The 19,465-nt window shown below is 72.1% G+C and carries 20 protein-coding genes and 1 pseudogene; 20 read left to right on the forward strand and 1 reads right to left on the reverse strand.

Annotated features, from left to right (window positions below):
• The first annotated feature begins 694 nt into the window (after positions 1–694).
• From ABZ862_RS31730 to ABZ862_RS31775, 10 genes and pseudogenes are all read left to right on the forward strand, one after another.
• Positions 695–985, forward strand: coding sequence for a TniQ family protein (locus ABZ862_RS31730; RefSeq protein ID WP_360965679.1), 291 nt, complete (start codon positions 695–697; stop codon positions 983–985).
• A 273-nt stretch (positions 986–1,258) separates the two neighbouring features.
• A pseudogene (locus ABZ862_RS31735) lies at positions 1,259–2,203 on the forward strand (cytosine permease); the annotation flags it as partial.
• Between the two features lie 17 nt (positions 2,204–2,220).
• Positions 2,221–2,820 (forward strand): PfkB family carbohydrate kinase, encoded by a 600-nt coding sequence (locus ABZ862_RS31740; RefSeq protein WP_360965891.1) that lies wholly within the window; start codon positions 2,221–2,223, stop codon positions 2,818–2,820.
• Positions 2,821–3,430: 610 nt separating this feature from the next.
• Positions 3,431–5,065, forward strand: a complete 1,635-nt coding sequence (locus ABZ862_RS31745) for an ATP-binding protein (protein ID WP_360965682.1) — start codon at positions 3,431–3,433, stop codon at positions 5,063–5,065.
• Complete coding sequence (locus ABZ862_RS31750; RefSeq protein WP_360965685.1) at positions 5,062–5,469, forward strand: roadblock/LC7 domain-containing protein; 408 nt, start codon at positions 5,062–5,064, stop codon at positions 5,467–5,469. Before ABZ862_RS31745 ends, ABZ862_RS31750 begins: the two co-directional genes overlap by 4 nt.
• A complete protein-coding gene (locus ABZ862_RS31755) occupies positions 5,466–5,813 on the forward strand; it encodes a DUF742 domain-containing protein (protein WP_360965688.1) in 348 nt (115 codons plus the stop codon). Before ABZ862_RS31750 ends, ABZ862_RS31755 begins: the two co-directional genes overlap by 4 nt.
• 13 nt (positions 5,814–5,826) lie before the next feature.
• The gene (locus tag ABZ862_RS31760) at positions 5,827–6,420 is read left to right on the forward strand and encodes an ATP/GTP-binding protein (protein WP_360965894.1); all 594 of its coding nucleotides are present in this window, start codon (positions 5,827–5,829) and stop codon (positions 6,418–6,420) included.
• Between the two features lie 56 nt (positions 6,421–6,476).
• Positions 6,477–7,637 (forward strand): cytochrome P450, encoded by a 1,161-nt coding sequence (locus tag ABZ862_RS31765; protein WP_360965896.1) that lies wholly within the window; start codon positions 6,477–6,479, stop codon positions 7,635–7,637.
• A 2-nt stretch (positions 7,638–7,639) separates the two neighbouring features.
• Positions 7,640–8,869 (forward strand): cytochrome P450, encoded by a 1,230-nt coding sequence (locus ABZ862_RS31770; RefSeq protein ID WP_360965691.1) that lies wholly within the window; start codon positions 7,640–7,642, stop codon positions 8,867–8,869.
• A 217-nt stretch (positions 8,870–9,086) separates the two neighbouring features.
• Complete coding sequence (locus ABZ862_RS31775; protein ID WP_360965693.1) at positions 9,087–9,872, forward strand: TetR/AcrR family transcriptional regulator; 786 nt, start codon at positions 9,087–9,089, stop codon at positions 9,870–9,872.
• Between the two features lie 48 nt (positions 9,873–9,920).
• Here the strand turns inward: ABZ862_RS31775 and ABZ862_RS31780 are convergent, their stop codons facing one another.
• Positions 9,921–10,442 (reverse strand): winged helix DNA-binding protein, encoded by a 522-nt coding sequence (locus tag ABZ862_RS31780; protein ID WP_360965696.1) that lies wholly within the window; start codon positions 10,440–10,442, stop codon positions 9,921–9,923.
• Between the two features lie 413 nt (positions 10,443–10,855).
• Between ABZ862_RS31780 and ribB the strand changes: the two genes are divergently transcribed.
• The 10 genes from ribB (at position 10,856) to ABZ862_RS31830 (ending at position 19,121) form a co-directional block, all read left to right on the forward strand.
• The gene (gene ribB / locus ABZ862_RS31785; RefSeq protein WP_360965699.1) at positions 10,856–11,527 is read left to right on the forward strand and encodes a 3,4-dihydroxy-2-butanone-4-phosphate synthase; all 672 of its coding nucleotides are present in this window, start codon (positions 10,856–10,858) and stop codon (positions 11,525–11,527) included.
• Between the two features lie 95 nt (positions 11,528–11,622).
• Complete coding sequence (locus ABZ862_RS31790; RefSeq protein ID WP_360965701.1) at positions 11,623–12,783, forward strand: 1-acyl-sn-glycerol-3-phosphate acyltransferase; 1,161 nt, start codon at positions 11,623–11,625, stop codon at positions 12,781–12,783.
• Positions 12,784–12,792: 9 nt separating this feature from the next.
• Positions 12,793–13,392, forward strand: coding sequence for a hypothetical protein (locus ABZ862_RS31795; protein ID WP_360965704.1), 600 nt, complete (start codon positions 12,793–12,795; stop codon positions 13,390–13,392).
• Complete coding sequence (locus ABZ862_RS31800) at positions 13,389–14,147, forward strand: SDR family oxidoreductase (RefSeq protein ID WP_360965706.1); 759 nt, start codon at positions 13,389–13,391, stop codon at positions 14,145–14,147. Before ABZ862_RS31795 ends, ABZ862_RS31800 begins: the two co-directional genes overlap by 4 nt.
• Positions 14,147–14,566, forward strand: coding sequence for an SRPBCC family protein (locus ABZ862_RS31805; RefSeq protein WP_360965709.1), 420 nt, complete (start codon positions 14,147–14,149; stop codon positions 14,564–14,566). Before ABZ862_RS31800 ends, ABZ862_RS31805 begins: the two co-directional genes overlap by 1 nt.
• 1 nt (position 14,567) lies before the next feature.
• On the forward strand, positions 14,568–14,849 hold the full coding sequence (locus tag ABZ862_RS31810) for a hypothetical protein (RefSeq protein WP_360965712.1): 282 nt from the start codon (positions 14,568–14,570) through the stop codon (positions 14,847–14,849).
• 657 nt (positions 14,850–15,506) lie between these two features.
• Positions 15,507–16,517, forward strand: a complete 1,011-nt coding sequence (locus tag ABZ862_RS31815) for a beta-ketoacyl-ACP synthase III (protein ID WP_360965715.1) — start codon at positions 15,507–15,509, stop codon at positions 16,515–16,517.
• 95 nt (positions 16,518–16,612) lie between these two features.
• The gene (locus ABZ862_RS31820) at positions 16,613–16,795 is read left to right on the forward strand and encodes a hypothetical protein (RefSeq protein WP_360965718.1); all 183 of its coding nucleotides are present in this window, start codon (positions 16,613–16,615) and stop codon (positions 16,793–16,795) included.
• Positions 16,796–16,845: 50 nt separating this feature from the next.
• On the forward strand, positions 16,846–18,096 hold the full coding sequence (fabF, locus tag ABZ862_RS31825; RefSeq protein ID WP_360965721.1) for a beta-ketoacyl-ACP synthase II: 1,251 nt from the start codon (positions 16,846–16,848) through the stop codon (positions 18,094–18,096).
• Between the two features lie 425 nt (positions 18,097–18,521).
• On the forward strand, positions 18,522–19,121 hold the full coding sequence (locus ABZ862_RS31830) for a hypothetical protein (RefSeq protein ID WP_360965724.1): 600 nt from the start codon (positions 18,522–18,524) through the stop codon (positions 19,119–19,121).
• Positions 19,122–19,465 lie beyond the last annotated feature (344 nt).

Raw genomic sequence — 19,465 nt, forward strand, 5'->3', positions numbered from 1 at the left:
CGACGGGACAACGGAGCTCCTTCGGGACAAGCTGTCTCGGTCGACTGCCTGTACCCGCGGAGCGGGTCCCATCGCGCTGCGCGCGATGCAAGCGAACCCGGGCGCTGCGCGCCCGGGTTGTGCTCACGCTCCGCGTGAGCGCTGGCGGTTCGCTGCGCTCACCGCCTGGTTCGCTTGCTTCGCAAGTGAACTGACACTTCCTCCGCTGCGCTCCGGGAGTGAGTCGGACTGTGTTGCAGTCCGGTGCCGGCCTCCGTCCGGCCGGAGGCTTCCGCTGCGCTCCAGCCTCTACTGCGCTACGCGCGGCAAATGGGCCTCCGGCCCGTGCGGCAGCAGGGGGTGGGGGTGTCGGGCGGGTGGAAGGGTGAGGTCATCCCTGGTTCCGGGGATGACCTCGTCGAGAGTGACTGCCTGTCAGGAAGAGGTCGGGCGGGCGCCTCCCTGATGTGCTTCAAAATGAAGTTCGGATCCGGACTGGAATCAGCATGCCCCGCCCGTGACCGGCGCGCCGCGTCACCGGAGCGTCATCGTGATCGCGTCATCGGAATGTCAGTACACGCCCCAGGGCAGAACGCCTGTGTGATCAACCGTATGTGATTGAAGGTGTGCTGAATGGGAGTCACCGGGTGGCTCCTCGGATGAAACTTTCACGATCGGCATCCGCCAGGCGCGGTACACGCGGAACCCTGACGAGGTGATGCCCTCTCCGGTCCTGCTGCGGATTGCGCCTGTCAGCGGTGAGACGACCTGGTCCCTGCTGCGCCGAGTGGCTGCCGCGTACGGCATGCACCCCGACCAGATACTCGGGCACTTCGCGGTCACCGGCTCCCGCCCCCGGCACAAAGGCGGCACGGTACGGTCCGATGCGGAGCTGCTCCTCAACGGAGGCGGACGGCGGATGCTCGCCAAGCTGAGCGGGGCCGATCAGGACGTGCTGGACCGGGCACTGCCGGCCTCCCCGTATGACCAGGCAAAACAACACTGACCAGCAAAAACACCAACCGAGTCTTTACACACCAGGACTACCTACAACCCGCCCCACCACACACAACACACAACACACAAGCCCAGCACACACACCCCGCCCACCCCGCCTCTCAACACACCCACAACACCCCAGGCCAGCACACACTCGATACACCAACAAACCCCCCACCCAGCATTAGCCGACCTCCGGGAGCGGCCGCGCCTCGGGTACATCGAGCAGCGCGGCATCGAGCCGGTTCCGACCGCCGAGCGCAACGGCCGTCCGCTGCAGCTGTTCTGGGCCTGGTTCGCGGCCAACATCTCGATCCTGGGCCTGCCGCTCGGCATCGCCCTGATCCAGAGCGGCCTCAACCTCTGGCAGGCGATCGCCGCGGCCGCGATCGGGTCGTTCGGCTCGTTCGCGCTCGTCGGCGTCATCTCGATCGCCGGCCGCCGCGGTCACGTCCCCAGCCTGACGCTCTCCCGTGCCGTCTTCGGCGTACGCGGGAACATCGGCCCCACGCTCGTGTCGCTGCTGTCCCGGCTCGGCTGGGAGACCGTCAACACGTCGACGGCGGCGTTCGCGCTCATCGCGCTGTGCGGGATCTTCTTCAACACCAGCAGCAACGCCAAGGACGTACCCGTCATCGCGGTGGTGAGCATCCTGTTCTTCGTCGCCTGTACCGTCACCGTCTCCGGCCTCGGCCACGCCACGCTCCTGGTCATCCAGAAGTGGGCCACCTGGATCTTCGGCGCACTGAACATCGTGGTCGCCGCGTACCTGCTCACCCACGTGGACTGGACCGCGGTCACCTCCACGAAGGCAGGCTCGACAGCCGCGCTCATCGCCGCTGTCGGCACCATCGCCGGCGGCACCGGCATCGGGTGGGCCAACGCTGGCGCCGGGGTCCCGCTCGTCCTGCTCATCTCCCTCGGCGGCGTGCTCGGGTCCGGCGACCCCAAGCTCGCGGCGGCCGCCAACGGCCCCGTCGCGGCACTGACCGATGTCATGTCGGCCTGGATGTCGGTCATCCACCTCGTGACCGCTTTCGGCGGGCTGCTCGTTTCCCACCACATGTCGGTGTACTCGGCCAGCCTGACCACCCTGACCCTCGCCGTCCCGATCACCGCCTGGGTCGGCGTCTTCGTCACCGACCTGATCCGCCGCCGGGACTACGGCGACGACGACCTCCTCGACCTCACTCCCCGGTCCCGGTACTGGTACCGCACCGGAGCCGAGTGGCGTGCCGTCGTGTGCTGGGCCGTGGCGATCCTCATCGGCTACCTCTTCACCCAGGCCGGTCCCGCCGACCGGCCGGAACGGGCTCGGCTGGCTCGTCACGTTCACCGTCGCGTTCCTCGGCTACCTCGCCCTCGGCGGGGCCCGCACCGCACAGCGGACGGAGCAGCGCTGATGGGCCGCGTCCTGCACACCGGGCAGGCCGTCGTCGACCTCGTCCTGCGCGTACCCGCCGTGCCCCCGTCGGCGGCGACGTCTACGCCCACCGGTTCGACCTCACCGCCGGCGGCGGCTTCAACGTCATGGCCACCGCCGCACACGACAACGCCGACGTCGTCTACCTCGGCACCGTCGGCACCGGATCTTTCGGCGACAAGGTCCGTGCGGCCCTCCGGGCCGAACACGTCACCACCCCCAACCCGCCGGTCACCGGCCTCGACACCGGCGGGAGCATCGCGATCGTCGACGACGACGCCGAACGCACCTTCCTCTCCACGCTGGGCGCCGAGGGACACGTCACACCCGAACACCTGAACGCCGTCACCGTGCGGCCCGACGACGTCGTCTACGTCACGGGTACTCCCTGCGGCATCCGGTCAACAGCGCCTCACTGACCCGCAGGCGGCCGTCGTCTTCGATCCCGCCCCCCTCCTCACCGAGATCCCCGAAGCGGCCTGGACGGCCATCGCAGCCCGAGCCACCGTCTGGACGCGACCCACCGCGCGAACGTCGCCGCAGCCATCGCCGTCACCCGCCACCGCACCCACCGCGAAAGAGACCGACACGGCCATCGCCCACGCCGGCAGGAGATAGGAAACCGGTGAAGGGACGTCCCACCCACCGCCCCACCGGTACCAGGACGTCCCTTCACCGGCACCTCACCCGCCTCGGGACAGCCCCTGCCCGGCTCGTCCATTGGCCTGCGCCCCGCCTTCCACGGCGAAGCGCGCACCGGTGACGGATCTCCGCCGGGGCTGTCAGGGAAGATCACCCGCAAGAGCCGGGGCCGTGCCGCCGCCTTCTCGCCGGTGCGTTCCCCGGGCGCGGGGACCTGGTCCCCCGAGCATCGGTGGTGAGAAATCCGTTGGGCGGAACCCTCACCTTCTGATCACAAAGTCTCGTATAGTGACGCGCGGTTGATCCCTGCCTACAGATCACTGTGCACTTTTTTCTCCTGGACCACACGAGGGCCGCGCCCGCAGCGGCCGCCCGAGGAACTCATTGATGACCGCGCCCGTCGCCTCGCGCGACCGATCACTCATACGCACCGTCCTTCCTGCCACCCTGCTCACCGCTGTTGTGGCCGCCGCCGCCGTCGGCTGGGCCGTGGCCGCGGCGCCGGACTCCGTACGGGGGCCGCTCGGCCTCGGGGGTGCCGTGGGCGCCCTGGCGCTGTGCGCGGCCGTTGCCGCCGCCGCGCACGGACGGGCCGTCGCCAAGGCTGCCCGGGGCAGGCTAAAGGCGGTGAGCTCCGAGGCCGAGCGTGCCGTTCTGGAGCAGGAACGTCTCGCCGGGCAGTGGCGGCAGGAGCAGCAGCGGATCGCCGACGCCGCCGCCTATGAACGCACCCGTCTGCTGGAGGACTTCGCCCGGGAGCGGGCGCGGCTCGCCCAGGAGGGCGGGTCCGAGCAGGCCCGGCTGGCGGAGAGCGTGCGGCAGTTGTCGGCGCGGCTGGACCGTGCCGTCAGCGATCGTGCCGCGGCGATCTCCGCCACCGCCAACGCGGCGGCCCGGATGCAGGCGCTGGCGACCGGCATGCTCGCCGACCTGCGGGCCATGGAGGAGCGGCACAGCGACGAGGACGTGCTCGCCGACCTGCTGCATCTGGACCACCGTACGGCGCAGGCGGGACGGCTCGCCGACTCGATCGCCGTGCTCACCGGGGCCCGGTCGGGACGGCGTTGGGCGCGGCCCATCCAGATGGAGTCCATCCTGCGGGGCGCCATGGGGCGGATCAGCGGCTATCAGCGGGTGCGGCTGCACTCGGTGAGCGATGTGGCCGTCGCCGGGCACGCCGCCGAGGGGGTCATGCACGCGCTGGCCGAACTGCTCGACAACGCCGCCAACTTCTCGCCGCCCAGCGCCGAGGTCCATGTCTACGTCGAGGAGGTCCCCGCGGGGGTCATCGTCTCCGTGGAGGACAGCGGGCTCGTCATGGGCGATGTGCAGCTGCGGCGGGCCGAGCGGGCCGTGTCGGGGCAGGGCGCCGAACTCGGGGGGCTCACGGGTACCCGGCTCGGGCTCGCCGTGGTCGGGCGGCTGTCGCACAAGTACGGTCTCACGGTCTCCTTCCGGCCCTCGGCCCGGGGCGGCACCGGTGTGCTGATGCTCGTGCCGCAGGAGATCCTCACCAATGCGCCCGCCTCCGGGGCGGTTCCGGCTCCGGCTCCCGCCGCGGTGAGCGTACGGCCGCAGGCCGCCGGTCCCGCGGGTGGCGGCGGGTCCGTGTCCGGGGCGTCCGGGCGGGGGGCCGCCCGGCAGCATCCCGAGTACTCCCCCCGTTCCTCCGCTCCGGTGTCCGGCGCGGCCGGTACCGGCGGTGCCGAAGGGACGGACGAGGTCATCGGTGGCGGGCTGCCCAAGCGGAGCCGCGGGCGTACGCTCGCCGCCGCCGAGCGGGCACGGTCGGCGGCGCGTTCCGCCGAGCGGCCCTCGGAGGCCACCGACGGCATCCAGGCCCGCGCCGCCCGGTTCGGCAGTTTCCGGCAGGCCGTGCGCGGGACCGGGGCCGGGACCGATTCCGGCGGCGGTCCGCCGTCCCCGGCCGGCCCGCAGGGCTCCTCGCCCGTCCCGGACGGGACGGACTCCGACAGATCACTCCACTCCCACGCGTACCCGGAAGGCGACACCACCTCATGACCGGCACGACCACAGCGGACGAGAAGCTCACCTGGCTCATCGAGGGTCTCCTGGAGCGCACCCCCGGCGCCCGGCACGCGCTCGTGCTGTCCCGTGACGGGCTGAAGCTGTGCCGCACACCGGAGCTGACGGTCGACCAGGCCGACCAGCTGGCCGCGATCGCGGCCGGGATCCAGTCCCTGTCCCACGGTGCGTCGGTGGAGTTCGGCGACGGCAGCGGCGGTGTGCGCTCCTCGATGACCGAGTTCTACGGCGGCACCCTGTTCATCGTGGAGGCCGGTGAGGGTGCGCATCTCGCCGTCGTCACGACGGAGGACGCCGATTCCGGGCTGGTCGGGCACAACATGAGCGAGCTGGTGGAGCAGCTCGGCGAGCACCTGACGGCTCAGCCCCGGACGTCATGAGCCGCCCCGGCAGGGACGACGCCCCGGACCGGCTGTACACCCTCACGGGTGGGCGCAGCCGGTCCGGCCCGGACAGTCCCTTCGACCTGGTGACCCTGGTGCTGGCCGAGTGCGAACCGGCCCCCGGGATGCCGTCCGAGCACATGGCCATCCTGCGGATGGCGCAGGCTCCCATCGCCGTGGTGGAGGTCTCCGCGGAGCTGAGGCTCCCGGTGAGCATCACCAAGATCCTGCTGTCCGACCTGCTCGCGGCGGGCCGTGTCAGTGCCCGTCATCCCCGCAGGTCGGCGCTTCCCGACCCCGACACTCTGGAACAGGTGCTCGTTGGCCTCCGCAATCTCTGACGCGCGCACCCCCCTGGGTGCCACCGCCGACAACGGTCTGAAGATCGTGGTCGTGGGCGGTTTCGGCGTCGGCAAGACGACCATGGTCCGTTCGGTCAGCGAGATCCGTCCTCTCAACACGGAGGAGACGATGACGCGGGCCGGTGAGTCGGTGGACGACATCAGCGAGGTGCAGGGGAAGACCTCGACCACCGTCGCCTTCGACTTCGGGCGTATCACTCTCGACGCGCGCAACGTGCTGTACATGTTCGGCGCGCCCGGGCAGGAACGGTTCTGGTTCCTGTGGGACCGGCTGTTCTCCGGCACGCTCGGCGCGGTGGTGCTGGTCGACACCCGGCGTATCGGCGACTCCTGGTACGCGATCGACCGGCTCGAGGCGCACGGTACGCCGTTCATCGTGGCCTGCAACAACTTCGGCGGCCCGGGACACAGTCACGCGGACGTCCGGGAGGCGCTGGATCTCGATCCGGACGTGCCGCTGGTCGACTGCGACGCGCGGTCCCGTGAGTCCAGCAAGGAGGTCCTCATCACCCTGGTCCAGCACATCAAGAACCGGTACGCCGGACCGGCGGGCCGGCCGGCCGAGTCCCCGCGGGAGTTCGCGTGACCCACGACGACGCCGTCCGCCTCGGCGATCCCCGTTTCCAGACCGACCCCGCCCGGATGTACCGGGAGATGCGGCGCGACAACGGTGCCGTCACCCCCGTACTGCTGGACGGTGACGTACCGGCGTGGCTGGTGCTCGGTTACCGGGAGCTGCATCAGGTGACCGGGGATCCGGTGCTGTTCAGCCGTGACTCCGAGCTGTGGAACCAGTGGGACGTCATTCCGGGTGACTGGCCCCTGCTGCCGATGATCGGCCGCAAGCAGCCGTCGATCCTCTACACGGTCGGTGAGCGGCACCGGGAGCGCGCCGCCATGATCAGCAATGCGCTGGAGGCGGCCGATCCGTTCGAACTGCGCCGCCACGCGGAGCGGTTCGCGGACGAGCTGATCGACACCGTCTGCTTCCGGGGCGAGGCGGATCTGATCGGGCAGTACGCCATGCTGCTGCCGGTGCGGGTGCTGGCTCGGCTGTACGGCTTCTCCGACGAGGAGGGGCCGGGTCTGGTCACCGCGCTCAACGACATGATCAACGGCACCGAGCGGGCCCTCGCCGGACAGGGTCATCTCGGCTCGTCCATGGCACGGCTGCTGGCCGAGCGCACCGCGGCGCCCGCCGACGACGTCGTGTCGCGCATGCTGGCCGACCGCAGCGGCTTCACCGACGAGGAGATCGTCCAGGACCTGATGGTGATGCTGGCGGCCGGTCACCAACCGACCGCCGACTGGATCGGCAACTCGCTGCGGCTGATGCTCACCGACAGCCGTTTCGCGGCGTCCCTGTTCGGCGGCCGCAACAGTGTCGCCGAGGCGATGAACGAGGTGCTGTGGGAGGACACGCCGTCCCAGAACATCGCCGGCCGCTGGGCGTCCCGCGACACCCGGCTGGGCGGGCAGCACATCCGCGCCGGTGACATGCTGCTGCTGGGGCTGCAGGCCGCGAACTCCGATCCTCAGGTGCGTACCGACGGCGCCTCGCTGACCGGCGGCAACAACGCGCACTTCTCCTTCGGGCACGGTGAGCACCGCTGTCCGTTCCCCGCCCAGGAGATCGCCGAGGTGATCGCCCGGACCAGCATCGAGGTCGTGCTGGACCGGCTGCCCGACATCGATCTGGCGGTGCCGGCCGAAGCGCTGGAGCGCCGTCCGTCGCCCTGGCTGCGCGGGCTGACCGAGCTGCCCGTGCGGTTCACCCCCACCCCTGCCCTGGGAGGCAACTGACCGTGACGACCGACACCGAGACTTTACGGATCCCGCTGGACCCGTTCGTCAGTGACCTGGACGGCGAGAGCGCGAAGCTGCGTGCGGCCGGGCCGCTGGCGGCGGTCGAGCTGCCCGGCGGTGTTCCCGTCTGGGCGGTGACGCACCACGCGGAGGCCAAGGCGCTGCTGACGGATCCGCGGGTGGTCAAGGACATCGAGGTGTGGGGGGCCTGGCAGCGCGGGGAGATCCCGCCGGACTGGCCGCTGATCGGTCTGGCCAATCCTGGCCGTTCGATGCTGACCGTGGACGGCGACGACCACCGGCGGCTGCGCACGCTGGTGGCACAGGCCCTCACCCCGCGCCGGGTGGAGGCCATGCGGGCCCGTGTCACGGAGCTCACCGAGGGGCTGCTGGACCGGCTGTCGGAGGGCGGGGAGGACGTCGTCGATCTGAAGGCCGGGTTCGCCTACCCGCTGCCGATGTACGTCGTCGCGGATCTCATGGGGCTCGACGAGGCCGTGCTGCCGCGGCTGAAGGTGCTGTTCGAGAAGTTCTTCTCCACGCAGACCCCGCCGGAGGAGGTCGTCTCCACCCTCGTCGAGCTGGCCGGGCTGATGGGCGAGACGGTCGCGGCGAAGCGGGAGCAGCCGGGTGACGATCTGACCAGCGCGCTGATCCTCGCCTCCGAGAACGGTGACCGGCTGACCGACCAGGAGATCGTCTCCACCCTGCAGCTGATGGTCGCCGCGGGACACGAGACGACCATCACCCTGATCGTCAACGCGGTGGTGAATCTCTCGCTCCATCCCGAGCAGCGGGCCAAGGTGCTGTCCGGGGAGGTGGACTGGTCGGCGGTGGTGGAGGAGACGCTGCGCTTCTCCGCGCCGACCTCGCACGTGCTGATCCGGTTCGCCACCGAGGACGTGCCCGTCGGGGACAAGGTGATCCCGGCGGGGGACGCGCTCATCGTGTCGTACGGCGCGATCGGGCGCGACGAGCGGGCGCACGGGGAGACGGCCGGCGAGTTCGACGTCACCCGGGAGACGGCGAGGCGGCACATCTCCTTCGGGCACGGGCCGCACGTGTGTCCCGGCGCGGCGCTGTCGCGGCTCGAGGCGGGGGTCGCGCTGCCCGCGCTGTACGCCCGGTTCCCCCGGCTGGATCTCGCGGTGCCGGCGTCGGCGCTGCGGAACAAGCCGGTGGTGACGCAGAACGATCTGTTCGAGCTGCCGGTCCGGCTGGGTGGCTGATCCGGCCGGTCGTCTTCTCCTTCCCTCCGGTCCGTGGTCGTGCGGGCCGGGGGGCGGCGGCAGGCAGGCGCGGACGCAGGTTTCCGGGCTCCTGGGGGACGCGGCGTCCCGCGCGGCCGTGCCGATCGTCGGGAGAGTGCGTGAACCGGTCTTCCGGCGTGGGTGACGGGTGCTCTCCTTCCGGTGCGGCGTTCTCCTCACGGGGAAGGATGGTGGCATGAGCACTACACAGAACGCGCGTATCCGGGCGAGGGGCGAGGTCACCGCCGCCATCAAGGACGAGGCACGGAGGCAGCTCGCGGCCGAGGGGGCGGCGAGGCTCTCCTTACGGGCCGTGGCGCGGGAGCTCGGGATGGTGTCGTCCGCGCTCTACCGGTACTTCCCCAGCCGTGACGCGTTGCTGACCGCCCTCATCGCGGACGCCCACGACTCCCTCGGCGAGGCAGCCGAGGCCGCACAGGACGCGGTGGCCGGTGAGGCGCCGCTGCGGCGGTGGACGGCGGTGTGCGAGGCGGTGCGCGGCTGGGGGCTCGCCCGGCCGCACGAGTACGCCCTCGTCCACGGCTCCCCCGTTCCCGGGTACACCGCCCCGCGGTCGACCGCTCCGGCGGCGGCCCGGGCCCCGCTCGTACTCATCGGCGTGGTGCGTGACGCCCACCGGCAGGGCGCGCTGGTCTCTCCCCCGCTGCCCGCCGGGCTGCGGGCCGGGGGCGGGCGGCTGGCCGCCGGTCTCGCGCCCGACCTGCCGCCCGAGACGGTGGTGGCGCTCGTGGCGGCCTGGGCGCAGCTCTGCGGCCTGGTGGGCTTCGAACTGTCCGGGCAGTTCGGGCAGTTCGGGCAGTTCCAGCAGGTCGCCGAGGACCGCGCGCCGTTCTTCCGGCACGCGGTCACGGGACTTGCGGCAGGGGTGGGGCTGCTCCGGGAGAGCGGCCGGCCGGCGGGGACACGCGCCTTGGGCGGGGCAGGGGCGCAGGCGGGGTCCCCGGCCCGCCGACCGACCTGAGCGGAGGTCCGCCGGCCGTCGGGGCCGGTTCCCGGGGCGGACCCCCGGTCACTTGCGGTGCGCGAAGCGGGCCGCCAGGGCGGCGCCGCTGGGGGTGCCGTCCAGCATCTGGCGCAGGCCGCGCGTCATGATCTCCTGCTCCTCGCGGGTGAGGTGGCCGGTGACCATGGCGTCGGTCTGGGCGTCGATGTCCCGCAGCGCGGGCAGGAGCGCCTCCCCGCGCGGTGTCAGCCGCAGATAGACGACCCGGCGGTCGACCTGGCCGGGCTCCCGGTCGACCAGGCTGCGCTTGGTGAGGGTGTCCACGATGCGGCTGGGGCTGCCGCTCTCGCACACGATCAGCCGGCCCACCTCGGCGAGGGTGAGCGGGGCGCGCTCGGCGAGCACCAGCAGGATCTCCGCCTGGGCCGGTGTCAGGTTGAGGGGCCTGAGCTGACCGGTCATCTGCCGGGCTCCCTCGCGCTGGGCGGCGAGCAGGAGGTAGCGCAGCTCGGAGTCGGTCGGGTCGTGCCCGGTCGCCGTACGGGCCGCGCTCGGCGGAAGTTCCGTGGTGACGGAAGAGTGGGTCATGACGGCTCCAGTGGGGACGTGGTCTCGGTCCGGTGGGCGGGGTGCTCGCCGGCGGGTCTGCATGACGGCATGACGGGATGATTTCTCAGTGATGCGTCATCCATGCCGCATCATTCGATGATACGTCATCGACATACAGCCTGCACCTGTTCTTCAGCAGCTCACAGGGCTTCTTCAAGCCGTTACGGAACGCCTTTAGCGGAATCCTGTCTCCCACTTCTCCCCGATCCATCGAATGGTGTTGCAACAACGATGGTGCGACATGCATGATGAAGCATCGGTGTTGAGACATCGATCGCAAGACATCGATGTTGAGTCATTGATGGCTTGTCATCGATGAACCTTCATCGGAGCACGCCCTGCACGCCCTTCACAACAACCCATGTCGAGCCATGCCAAGCGAAGGAAGCGAAATGACCGCGCAGACCCTGGAATTCGCCACTGCCGTCCTCGACGAGCCGATCGTCCTCGACGACGCCGCTGCGGCCGTGGCCGCCATCGCACGCGGTGAGCTCATCATCGTGGTGGACGACGAGGACAGGGAGAACGAGGGAGACCTCATCGTCGCGGCCGAGCACGCCGACGCCGCCGCCATCAACTACATGATCACCCACGGCCGCGGCCTGGTCTGCGTCTCCGTCACCGAGGAGCGCGCCGCCGCGCTGAACCTTCCCCCGATGGTCCAGTACAACGAGGACCACCACGGCACCGCGTTCACCGTCAGCGTCGACGGTGGCCCGGAGCACGGTGTGACCACCGGTATCTCCGCTCCCGACCGTGCCAAGACCATCGACCTCATCCTCAACGGCAAGGGCGAGGACCTGCGCCGCCCCGGCCACATCTTCCCCCTGATCGCCCGCCCGGGCGGCGTCCTGGAGCGCCCCGGCCACACCGAGGCCGCGGTCGACCTGGCCCGCTTCGCGGGACTCCGGCCGGCCGGTGTGATCGTCGAGATCATCAACCCCGACGGCACGATGGCCCGCCTCCCCCAGCTCGCCGAGTTCGCCCGCCGTGAGGGCCTGGTCCTCACCAGCATCGAGAAGCTCCGCGAGTACGCCGCCGCCCAGACTGCGCGGGAGCAGTGAGCCGTACTTCCCGGTGGATGGCCGGTGCGTCGACCACGCTGACACGTCCCGCGGTCACGCACCGGTTCCTCACCGGAACCGAAGGAGTGGGCCATGTGCCGGTCGACGGACCGTTCGTCCTGGTCCCGAACCACAGCAGCTTCGCCGACCATCTCGTCCTCGACGCGGTGCTCGCGGTGCTGCGGGACACCCCGACCAGGTACCTGACCAAGGCGGAGGCCTTCGTCCACCCGGTGCGCCGGCGCTGGACCGAGGGCATGGGCGGGATCCCGGTGGACCGGGACCGGCCCGGCAAGGAACTGCTCGCCGCCGTGGACGCCGTCTTCGCCGACCGCGGCGCCCTGGTGATCTACCCCGAGGGGACGCGCGGGCCGGGCTGGCCCCTGCTGCCCTTCAAGGACGGGGCGTTCCGCTTCGCGGTACGGGCCGGTGTGCCGGTCATACCCGTGGCCATGTGGGGCGCCCAGCACATCCTGCCCAAGGGGGCGTCACTGCCCCGCCGGGCAGGGGTGCGCGTCGTCTTCGGCGCCCCCCTGCCCGACGACACCTCCCTGTCCCGCCCCCAGCGGGTCAGCGCACTGACGGAGAGCGCGTACACGGCTCTCGGGTCGCTGGTGGAGACCGCGCGCACCGAACCCGGCCCCGAGCGGGCCGGACAGGCCGCCCGGGAACTCGTCCGGCGGGCCGAGGACACCGTGGAGACCATGCTCAGCCGCACCGACCACCTGCCCGCCGCCCACCGGATGCGGCAGGCGCGCCGGCTGCTCGAGCTGGCCCGTCTGACCGCCTCCGACAACCCGAACGACCCGGTCCGGGCGGACGCCCGGGTGCTCACGGCCCGGCTCACCGGACTGCGCGCCCTGGACGCCCCCGCCCCGCTGCGGCCGGTCCTCCTCAGCAGCGTCCGCAAGGACTCCGAGGCGGTGCTGCGGCACCATCCCGACCATCTGATGGCCCGTTACCTGCTGGGCCGCTGGCATCTGCTGATGCCGCGGGTGCTCGGCGGCGACCGCGGGGAGGCGATCCGGCATCTGCGGCACGCCGCCCGGATCGGCGCCCACGACACCCGCTACCCGATGGCCTACGCGGAGGCGCTCATCGCCGTAGGACGTCACCCGGAGGCCGCCGGGCAGCTGCGTGACGTCATCGACGCGCCGGCCCCCGACCTCAGGACGGCGGACCGCAGGCGCCGGGCCGAGGCCCACTACCACCAGCTCGCCGCCGCCGGCGGCGTGCCGACCACCCGGAGGGGGTGAACGACGTCCATGAGCGGATCGGCGCTCCTGCAGCGCGACAACACTCTCGTGGTCTTCGACGGACCGCGCAGGCTGACCTGGCACACCTCCGTCAACGGCGACTACACCCCGACCGCACTGTGGCCGACCCCGGCCCAGGCGGAGGCGGTGCTGGAGCACCTCTACGGCGGCGGCTGCCTGCTCGTCCTGCTGGAGCAGAAGCGCACCTCCGTGCCGATGTACGCGGAGGAGGCCGAGCGGCTGCCCGCCGAGGTGGCCGCCCAGACCACCCTGACCAGTGACGGCGTGCTGAGCGAACTGCACCTGCCGGCCCTGAACTGGATGCCGGGTCCGCTGCGCGAGCGCGGTCTGCGCTTCCTCGACGACAGCGCGGCACTGATGCGCGGCAAGCCCGATCTGCTGCTGCCGCACCTGCTCGTCGAGGAACCGCCGTACCGGCCGGAGAACCTGCGGTTCGCCCGGCTGCGCACCCCCCGTCCCTACTCCGACTGCCGTATCGGCCCCGTCACCGACCATCTGTTCACCGAGGACGCGGAGACCGTCGCGGCCCTGGCCTGCGGGGCCGGTGCCGCGGTGGGCTCGGTCCCTAGCTGGGAGACCATGCCATGACCAGTCCGTCAGACCCGTCGCTCCGGGGCCCGTTGAAGGGCCGGGTGGTGGCGCTGACCGGCGCGGGACGCGGCCTCGGGCTGCTGACCGTGCGGACACTCCTCGACCAGGGGGCGGCGGTCGTCGCCAACCACCGCTCGCCCTCCGACGAGCTGGACAGGCTGGCGGACAAGCACCGGGACCGGCTGCGGCTGGTCCCCGGAGACGTGGCCACCGACGAGACGGCCGCCCTGCTCGCCGCCGAGGCGCGCAGGTTCGGCCGGCTCGACGCCCTCGTCCACAACGCCGCGATCACCCGCGACCAGCCTCTGGTACGGATGTCCGTGGAGGACTGGGACGAGGTGCAGCGGGTCAATCTGCGCGGCGCGTTCCTCGCCACCAAGTACGCGGTGAAGAGCATGATGCGGACGCGCTACGGCCGTATCGTCTACGTCTCCTCCATCACCGCCCTGACCGGCAACCCCGGCCAGGCGGCGTACTCCTCCTCCAAGGCCGGCCTGCACGGGCTCGCCATGACCGTCTCGCAGGAGTACGCCTCGTACAACATCCGCACCGTGACCCTGGCGCCGGGGATCCTCGACACCGGCCTGGGCGCGTCCGTGGCCGCACCGCAGAAGCGGCGCATGACCGACCGTGCCCTGCTCGGGCTCGGGGAGGCGGAGCAGACCGCCGAGACGATCGCCTTCCTGGCCTCACCGGCCGCCGACTACATCAACGCCACCGTCATCCGTGCCGACGGAGGAATGAGGTACTGATGAACACCGCCAGCTCGCACATCCTGATCCCGGCGCCGGTCCACGTGGTGCGCCAGATCATCCTGGAGCCGACCTCCCTGGCCGACTGGAACCCGGCGTTCCTGTCGGTGCGGGGTCCCGCCGAGGCGATCGTCGGCGAGCGCTACCCGCTGACCGGCCGCGGCGGACTGCGGGGCCACTGGGAGTACCGCGCCATCGGCGAGACCCTCATCGAGGGCTACTGGGAGGTCCCGGGTCTGTCCGAGACCAACACCTGGCGGGTGCTGCCGCACGGCAGCGGCACCCACGTGACGCACTCCTTCACCAACCAGGGCGCGCTCGCCACCCTGCTGGCGCCGGCCTTCTCCAACGTCGCCGACCTGCGGCTGGGGCGGCTGGCCGAGCGGGCGACGCGGCGCTCACCGGCGCGGGTGTCGTGAGATGAGCCCGGCCGCCGTGGTGTCGTCCGCCGCGTTCGCCGTGTACGGGGTGTCCGTTACGGCTGCTCCGTCCGGTGCGGCTGTTCCGTCCGCTCCCTCAGAGGTCCTGGGGACGTCCGCCGTTCAGGCGTCCGTCCCCCGGGCCCCCGGCCAGGTCCTGTCTTCTGCCGCGCCCGCTCCGGCGGCCGTCCGCTCCGACTGCTGGGCACCGCCCACGCCGCTGCATCTGGCGCGGCTGGAGGGTGAGTGGCCCGAGGAGCACATTCTGCGCGGGCTCGACTGAGCCGGGGGCCGGGTGGGTGACGGGTCCGGGTACGTCCCCCGGTCCGGTCCCGTCACCCGATCCGACCTGATCCGACCTGATCCGACCTGATCCGGTGCGTCGTGCCGGCTGCGGCTCCCGGGCTGTCTGCCGGGTGTTCGTCTCCGGGCTGCGTTTTCGGCGGGGCGCCTGCGGGGGGGCTTGCGGGGTGCGGAGATCGCCCCCGCCGCCCCTTCCCGTTCCCGTCCCCGGGGGCTCCGCCCCCGGACCCCCGGATGCCCGGACCTCTAAGGCCCCGGGGCCCCGGGGCCTAGATCACGGGCCACCAGGCCGTCGGGGCATCAGACCACCGGGCCGACAGGCCACCGGGCCACCGGGCCGACCGGCCACCAGGCCACCAGGCCACCAGGCCGACGGACCGACGGACCGACGGACCACCGGGTCGACGGGGCCGAGGACTCGTCGGCTGCGGAGTCTGGTTCGTGGGGTCCGGCTTTCGGTGCCGGGGCTGTGGGTCGGTGGCGGGCCGGGCTGTGTGCCCGGTGCTGTTGCGCCGCAGGCGGGCTCCGGTACCGGTGCGCCCGTGGCATTCCGTCCCTTTGGCGTGTCTTTTGCGCCATGCCGTACGCCCTTCCTGTACGCCTCCCTTTGTCGTTCCTCCTGCCCGAAGGACCCACCGTGCCCACAACCCCTGTGCTGCGGCCCTCCAGCGGCCCGGCGTACGCGCGTATCGCCGGCGTGGGCGGCTACCGGCCCTCCCGCGTGGTGCCGAACGAGGAGATCGCCCCCCGTATCGACTCCAGCGACACCTGGATCCGTGAGCGCTCCGGCATCGTCGAGCGGCGCTGGGCGGGCCCGGAGGAGAGCGTCGCCGTCATGGGCGCCGCGGCCGCGGGCAAGGCGCTCGCGCACGCCGGTGTCACCCCGGACCAGATCGGCTGCGTCCTGGTCGCCACCTCCACCCACTTCCGTCAGCTGCCCGCCCTCGCCGCCGACATCGCCCACCGGACCGGCGTCACCGATGCCGCCGCCTTCGACCTCTCCGCCGCCTGCGCCGGTTTCACCCACGCCCTCGCGGTCGCCCACGACCTGGTGCGCGGCGGCAGCGCCGGCCATGTGCTGGTGGTGGGCACCGAGCGGATGTCCGACCTGATCGACCACGACGACCGCAGCACCGCCTTCCTGTTCGGCGACGGTGCCGGCGCGGTCGTCGTGGGCCCGAGCGACCTCCCGGCGATGGGGCCGGTGGTCTGGGGAGCCGACGGCTCGCAGGGGCACGCCATCGACCAGTCCGCCTCCTGGCTGGAGCTGCGGCACGAGCGGCCGGAGCGCTTCCCCGCGCTGACCATGCAGGGCCAGACCGTGTTCCGCTGGGCCGTCTACGAGATGGCGCGCGCCGCCCGCAGGGCCCTGGAGGCCGCCGGGGTCGACGCCGCCGATCTGGACGCCTTCGTCCCGCACCAGGCCAATCTGCGCATCGTCGACGCCCTCGCCAACACCCTGCGGCTGCCCGCCGGCGTGGCCGTCTCCCACGACATCGTGCACACCGGCAACACCTCGGCGGCCTCCATACCCCTGGCCATGGAGCAGCTGCTGGCCTCCGGCGCCGTCCGCAGCGGCGGACTCGCCCTCACCATCGGCTTCGGCGCGGGACTCTCCTACGCCGGTCAGGTCGTCACGCTGCCCTGACGCCCCGACACCCGGTACGGCACCGCCGTACGCCCGTCCCGCACGCACGGCCCTGACAGTCACCCTCCCTGATCCACCCTCCTCAGGAGATTGCCATGACCCTGCTCAAAGACTCCGCCTTCCCGCACGCCGTCCTCGCCGCGGGCACCGCAGCCGGTCCGCTCGTACCGGCCGAGGAGCTGTTCCCCGCCACCCTCCCGGGTGACCGCGACGGACAGCAGGCGCCCGAACTCACCACGGTCCTCGACATCATGGAGCGCATCTTCCGGCTCGTCTGACGACGGAACCCGTTCGCTTCCGCACCGCGATTCCACACAGGGAGATCACGATGGCGCACGCCGCCCGCCGAGTGTTCGTCACCGGGCTCGGAGCCACCACACCGCTGGGCGGTGACACCACCGCCACCTGGAAGGCCCTGCTGGCCGGGCGCTCCGGCGCCCGGGAGCTGACCGAGCCCTGGGCGAAGGACCTCGCCGTCCGCATCGCCTGCCCGGCCGCCAGCGACCCCGCCCCGCAGGTCGGCACGGCCGTCGCCCGGCGCACCGACCGCTCGACGCAGTTCGCGCTCGTCGCGGCCCGCGAGGCCTGGCAGGACGCCGGGCTCACCGACGTCGTGCCCGAGCGGCTCGGGGTCGCCGTCGCCTCCGGCCTGGGCGGCCTCACCTCGCTTCTCGCCCAGCACGACGTGCTGCGCGAGAAGGGGCACCGCCGGGTCTCCCCGCACACCGTGCCGATGTTCATGCCCAACGGGCCCGCCGCGCAGATAGGTCTCGAGTTCGGCGCGCGCGCCGGGGTGCACACCACCGCCTCCGCCTGCGGTTCGGGCGCCGAGGCGATCGCGTACGCCGTGGAGATGATCCGTTCCGGCCGTGCCGACGTGGTCGTCGCCGGGGGCACCGAGGCCCCGATCCACCCGCTGGTCATGACGGCCTTCGCCAACATGATGGCCATGTCGCGGCGCAACGACGACCCCACCGCCGCCTCCCGCCCCTACGACCGCGACCGGGACGGGTTCGTGCTCGGCGAGGGCGCCGGGATCCTGGTCCTGGAGTCCGAGGAGCACGCCCGTGCCCGCGGCGCGCGGCTGTACGCCGAGGCCGCCGGTGTCGGGCTCACCTCGGACGCCCATCACATCGCCCAGCCCGAGCCGGACGGCCGTGATGTGACCCGGGCGGTGCGCGCGGCCCTCGCCGACGCCGGAGCCGCTCCGGACGAGGTCCTCCACGTCAACGCCCACGCCACCTCGACCCCGCTCGGTGACATCGCCGAACTCGCCGCGCTGCGGCGGGTGCTGGGGGAGCACGCGCCGCGCGTGCCGGTGTCGGCGACCAAGTCGATGACCGGTCATCTGCTGGGCGCCACCGGTGCCGTGGAGTCGGTGGCCGCCGTCCTCGCCCTGCATCACCGGCTCGCGCCGCCCACCGTCAACGTCGAGGTGCTCGACGAGCGGGTCGATCTGGACGTCGTCCGGGACAAGCCGCGTGAACTGGCGCCGGGGGCGGGTGTCGTGCTCAACAACTCCTTCGGGTTCGGCGGGCACAACATCTGTCTGGCGTTCCGCGACGCCGACGGGGCGTGACCGTCGGGGAGTGGCCGTCGGGGAGTGACCGTCGGGGAGTGACCGTCGGGCGCGGTGGGACGCGGTGCGGGCGGTGGGGGTCGGTGCGCGCCGGCTGCCGGTCCGCCGGGGCTGCGGAGAGGCCGTACGGATCCGGTCAATCCATGTGTGGGCCGGATGAGTCGGTGATGCGGCAGGCCGGCAGGTCAGAGGCTTCGTGCGGCGGACGGCCGGGAAGGGCTCCGGTGCCTTTCGCGCCATGTGCGGCGGAGGGCGCATCCGGTACGCACGGGCTGCTTTAGCGCGGAAGACCATCTTCCTTTGTCATCGGCAGCGCACACAGTGACAGAAAACGGACGCCGCCTTGAGGAGGCCGCCTTGCAGCCCGCCGTCCGCCCGCCCGGCGCTCCCGGCCTGCCCTCCCGTCCGGCCGTCCCGGCCCGGTCATGAGACCTGCGCTCGCCCCGCGGCCCGGTTGCGACGAGGACGTACGCGCCGCCGCTCCGCTCACCGACAGCACCGCGGCGGAGGAGGGGGCGGGGGCGGTTCCGGCGTCCTCCGGGTCCGGGAGTTCTCCGGAGGCCCACTACGCCCGGGTTCTCGAGCGTGTCACCGCCCTCGCCGGGGAGGGCCGCACCGCCCCGGCCATCACCCGGGTGCTGCAGAGCGAGGGCTACACCATGGCGCCCGGGCGCAGCGACCTGATCAGCCTCACCACGGTCCGCCGCATGCTGCGCGAGCACGTCCGGCCGGTACGCCGCCGGGCCGCCGTGGCCGGGGAGGCCGGTGCCGGTGAGGGCGGGGAGCATCTCGCCCCGGACGAATGGTGGTTACGGGATCTGGCGGTGGAGCTGGCCATGCCGTCGATCACGCTCTACGGCTGGGTGCGGCGGGGCTGGGTCACCGTGGCGCGCAAGGAGAGCCGGGCGCCGTACCGCCTCATCCTGCGGGCCGACCGCGCCGAGGTCGACCGGCTGCGGGCCAGGCGGCCGCCCGCCGACGAGCAGCCGGGGGCCGGCAACGGCCCGGTGGGGCCGGCCCGCTGACGGAACGCCGGCATCGTCTCCGACCGTGCGGTTCACGCCTTCCCTCTGTTCCTGACGCGTCCCTCGCGTTCTCCGGCCGTCTGACGTCCTCCCACGTCAGGCGGCTTCTTCGTGTTTCCGTGCGCGGCAGCCGCCCGCTGAGCGGCCGTTACGGCGTGGCCGGATCGGCTCGGCGCGGGGGCGGCGCGGACCGGCAATGCATTCAAACGTGTTGCATCATCGATGTTGCGTCATGCATGATGAATCATCGATTGAGCGTCATCGATGTTCCATCATCGATGGCTTGCCCGTCTGAGCGTTTATCTGAGCGTTTATCTGTCTGGCGGCAGCCGGACGGCCGGCCC

This window comes from Streptomyces sp. NPDC047000, assembly GCF_040644295.1.
Taxonomy (GTDB): Bacteria; Actinomycetota; Actinomycetes; order Streptomycetales; family Streptomycetaceae; genus Streptomyces.

Excerpts from the sequence above, each read along its gene's own strand:
- ABZ862_RS31775 (WP_360965693.1), top strand. The coding sequence starts at position 9,087 with ATGAGCACTACACAGAACGCGCGTATCCGGGCGAGGGGCGAGGTCACC.
- ABZ862_RS31750 (WP_360965685.1), top strand. The coding sequence starts at position 5,062 with ATGACCGGCACGACCACAGCGGACGAGAAGCTCACCTGGCTCATCGAG.
- ABZ862_RS31745 (WP_360965682.1), top strand. The coding sequence starts at position 3,431 with ATGACCGCGCCCGTCGCCTCGCGCGACCGATCACTCATACGCACCGTC.
- ABZ862_RS31780 (WP_360965696.1), bottom strand. The coding sequence starts at position 10,442 with ATGACCCACTCTTCCGTCACCACGGAACTTCCGCCGAGCGCGGCCCGT.
- ABZ862_RS31820 (WP_360965718.1), top strand. The coding sequence starts at position 16,613 with ATGACCCTGCTCAAAGACTCCGCCTTCCCGCACGCCGTCCTCGCCGCG.
- ABZ862_RS31755 (WP_360965688.1), top strand. The coding sequence starts at position 5,466 with ATGAGCCGCCCCGGCAGGGACGACGCCCCGGACCGGCTGTACACCCTC.
- ABZ862_RS31765 (WP_360965896.1), top strand. The coding sequence starts at position 6,477 with ATGTACCGGGAGATGCGGCGCGACAACGGTGCCGTCACCCCCGTACTG.
- ABZ862_RS31830 (WP_360965724.1), top strand. The coding sequence starts at position 18,522 with ATGAGACCTGCGCTCGCCCCGCGGCCCGGTTGCGACGAGGACGTACGC.
- ABZ862_RS31800 (WP_360965706.1), top strand. The coding sequence starts at position 13,389 with ATGACCAGTCCGTCAGACCCGTCGCTCCGGGGCCCGTTGAAGGGCCGG.
- fabF (WP_360965721.1), top strand. The coding sequence starts at position 16,846 with ATGGCGCACGCCGCCCGCCGAGTGTTCGTCACCGGGCTCGGAGCCACC.
- ABZ862_RS31805 (WP_360965709.1), top strand. The coding sequence starts at position 14,147 with ATGAACACCGCCAGCTCGCACATCCTGATCCCGGCGCCGGTCCACGTG.
- ribB (WP_360965699.1), top strand. The coding sequence starts at position 10,856 with ATGACCGCGCAGACCCTGGAATTCGCCACTGCCGTCCTCGACGAGCCG.
- ABZ862_RS31795 (WP_360965704.1), top strand. The coding sequence starts at position 12,793 with ATGAGCGGATCGGCGCTCCTGCAGCGCGACAACACTCTCGTGGTCTTC.
- ABZ862_RS31810 (WP_360965712.1), top strand. The coding sequence starts at position 14,568 with ATGAGCCCGGCCGCCGTGGTGTCGTCCGCCGCGTTCGCCGTGTACGGG.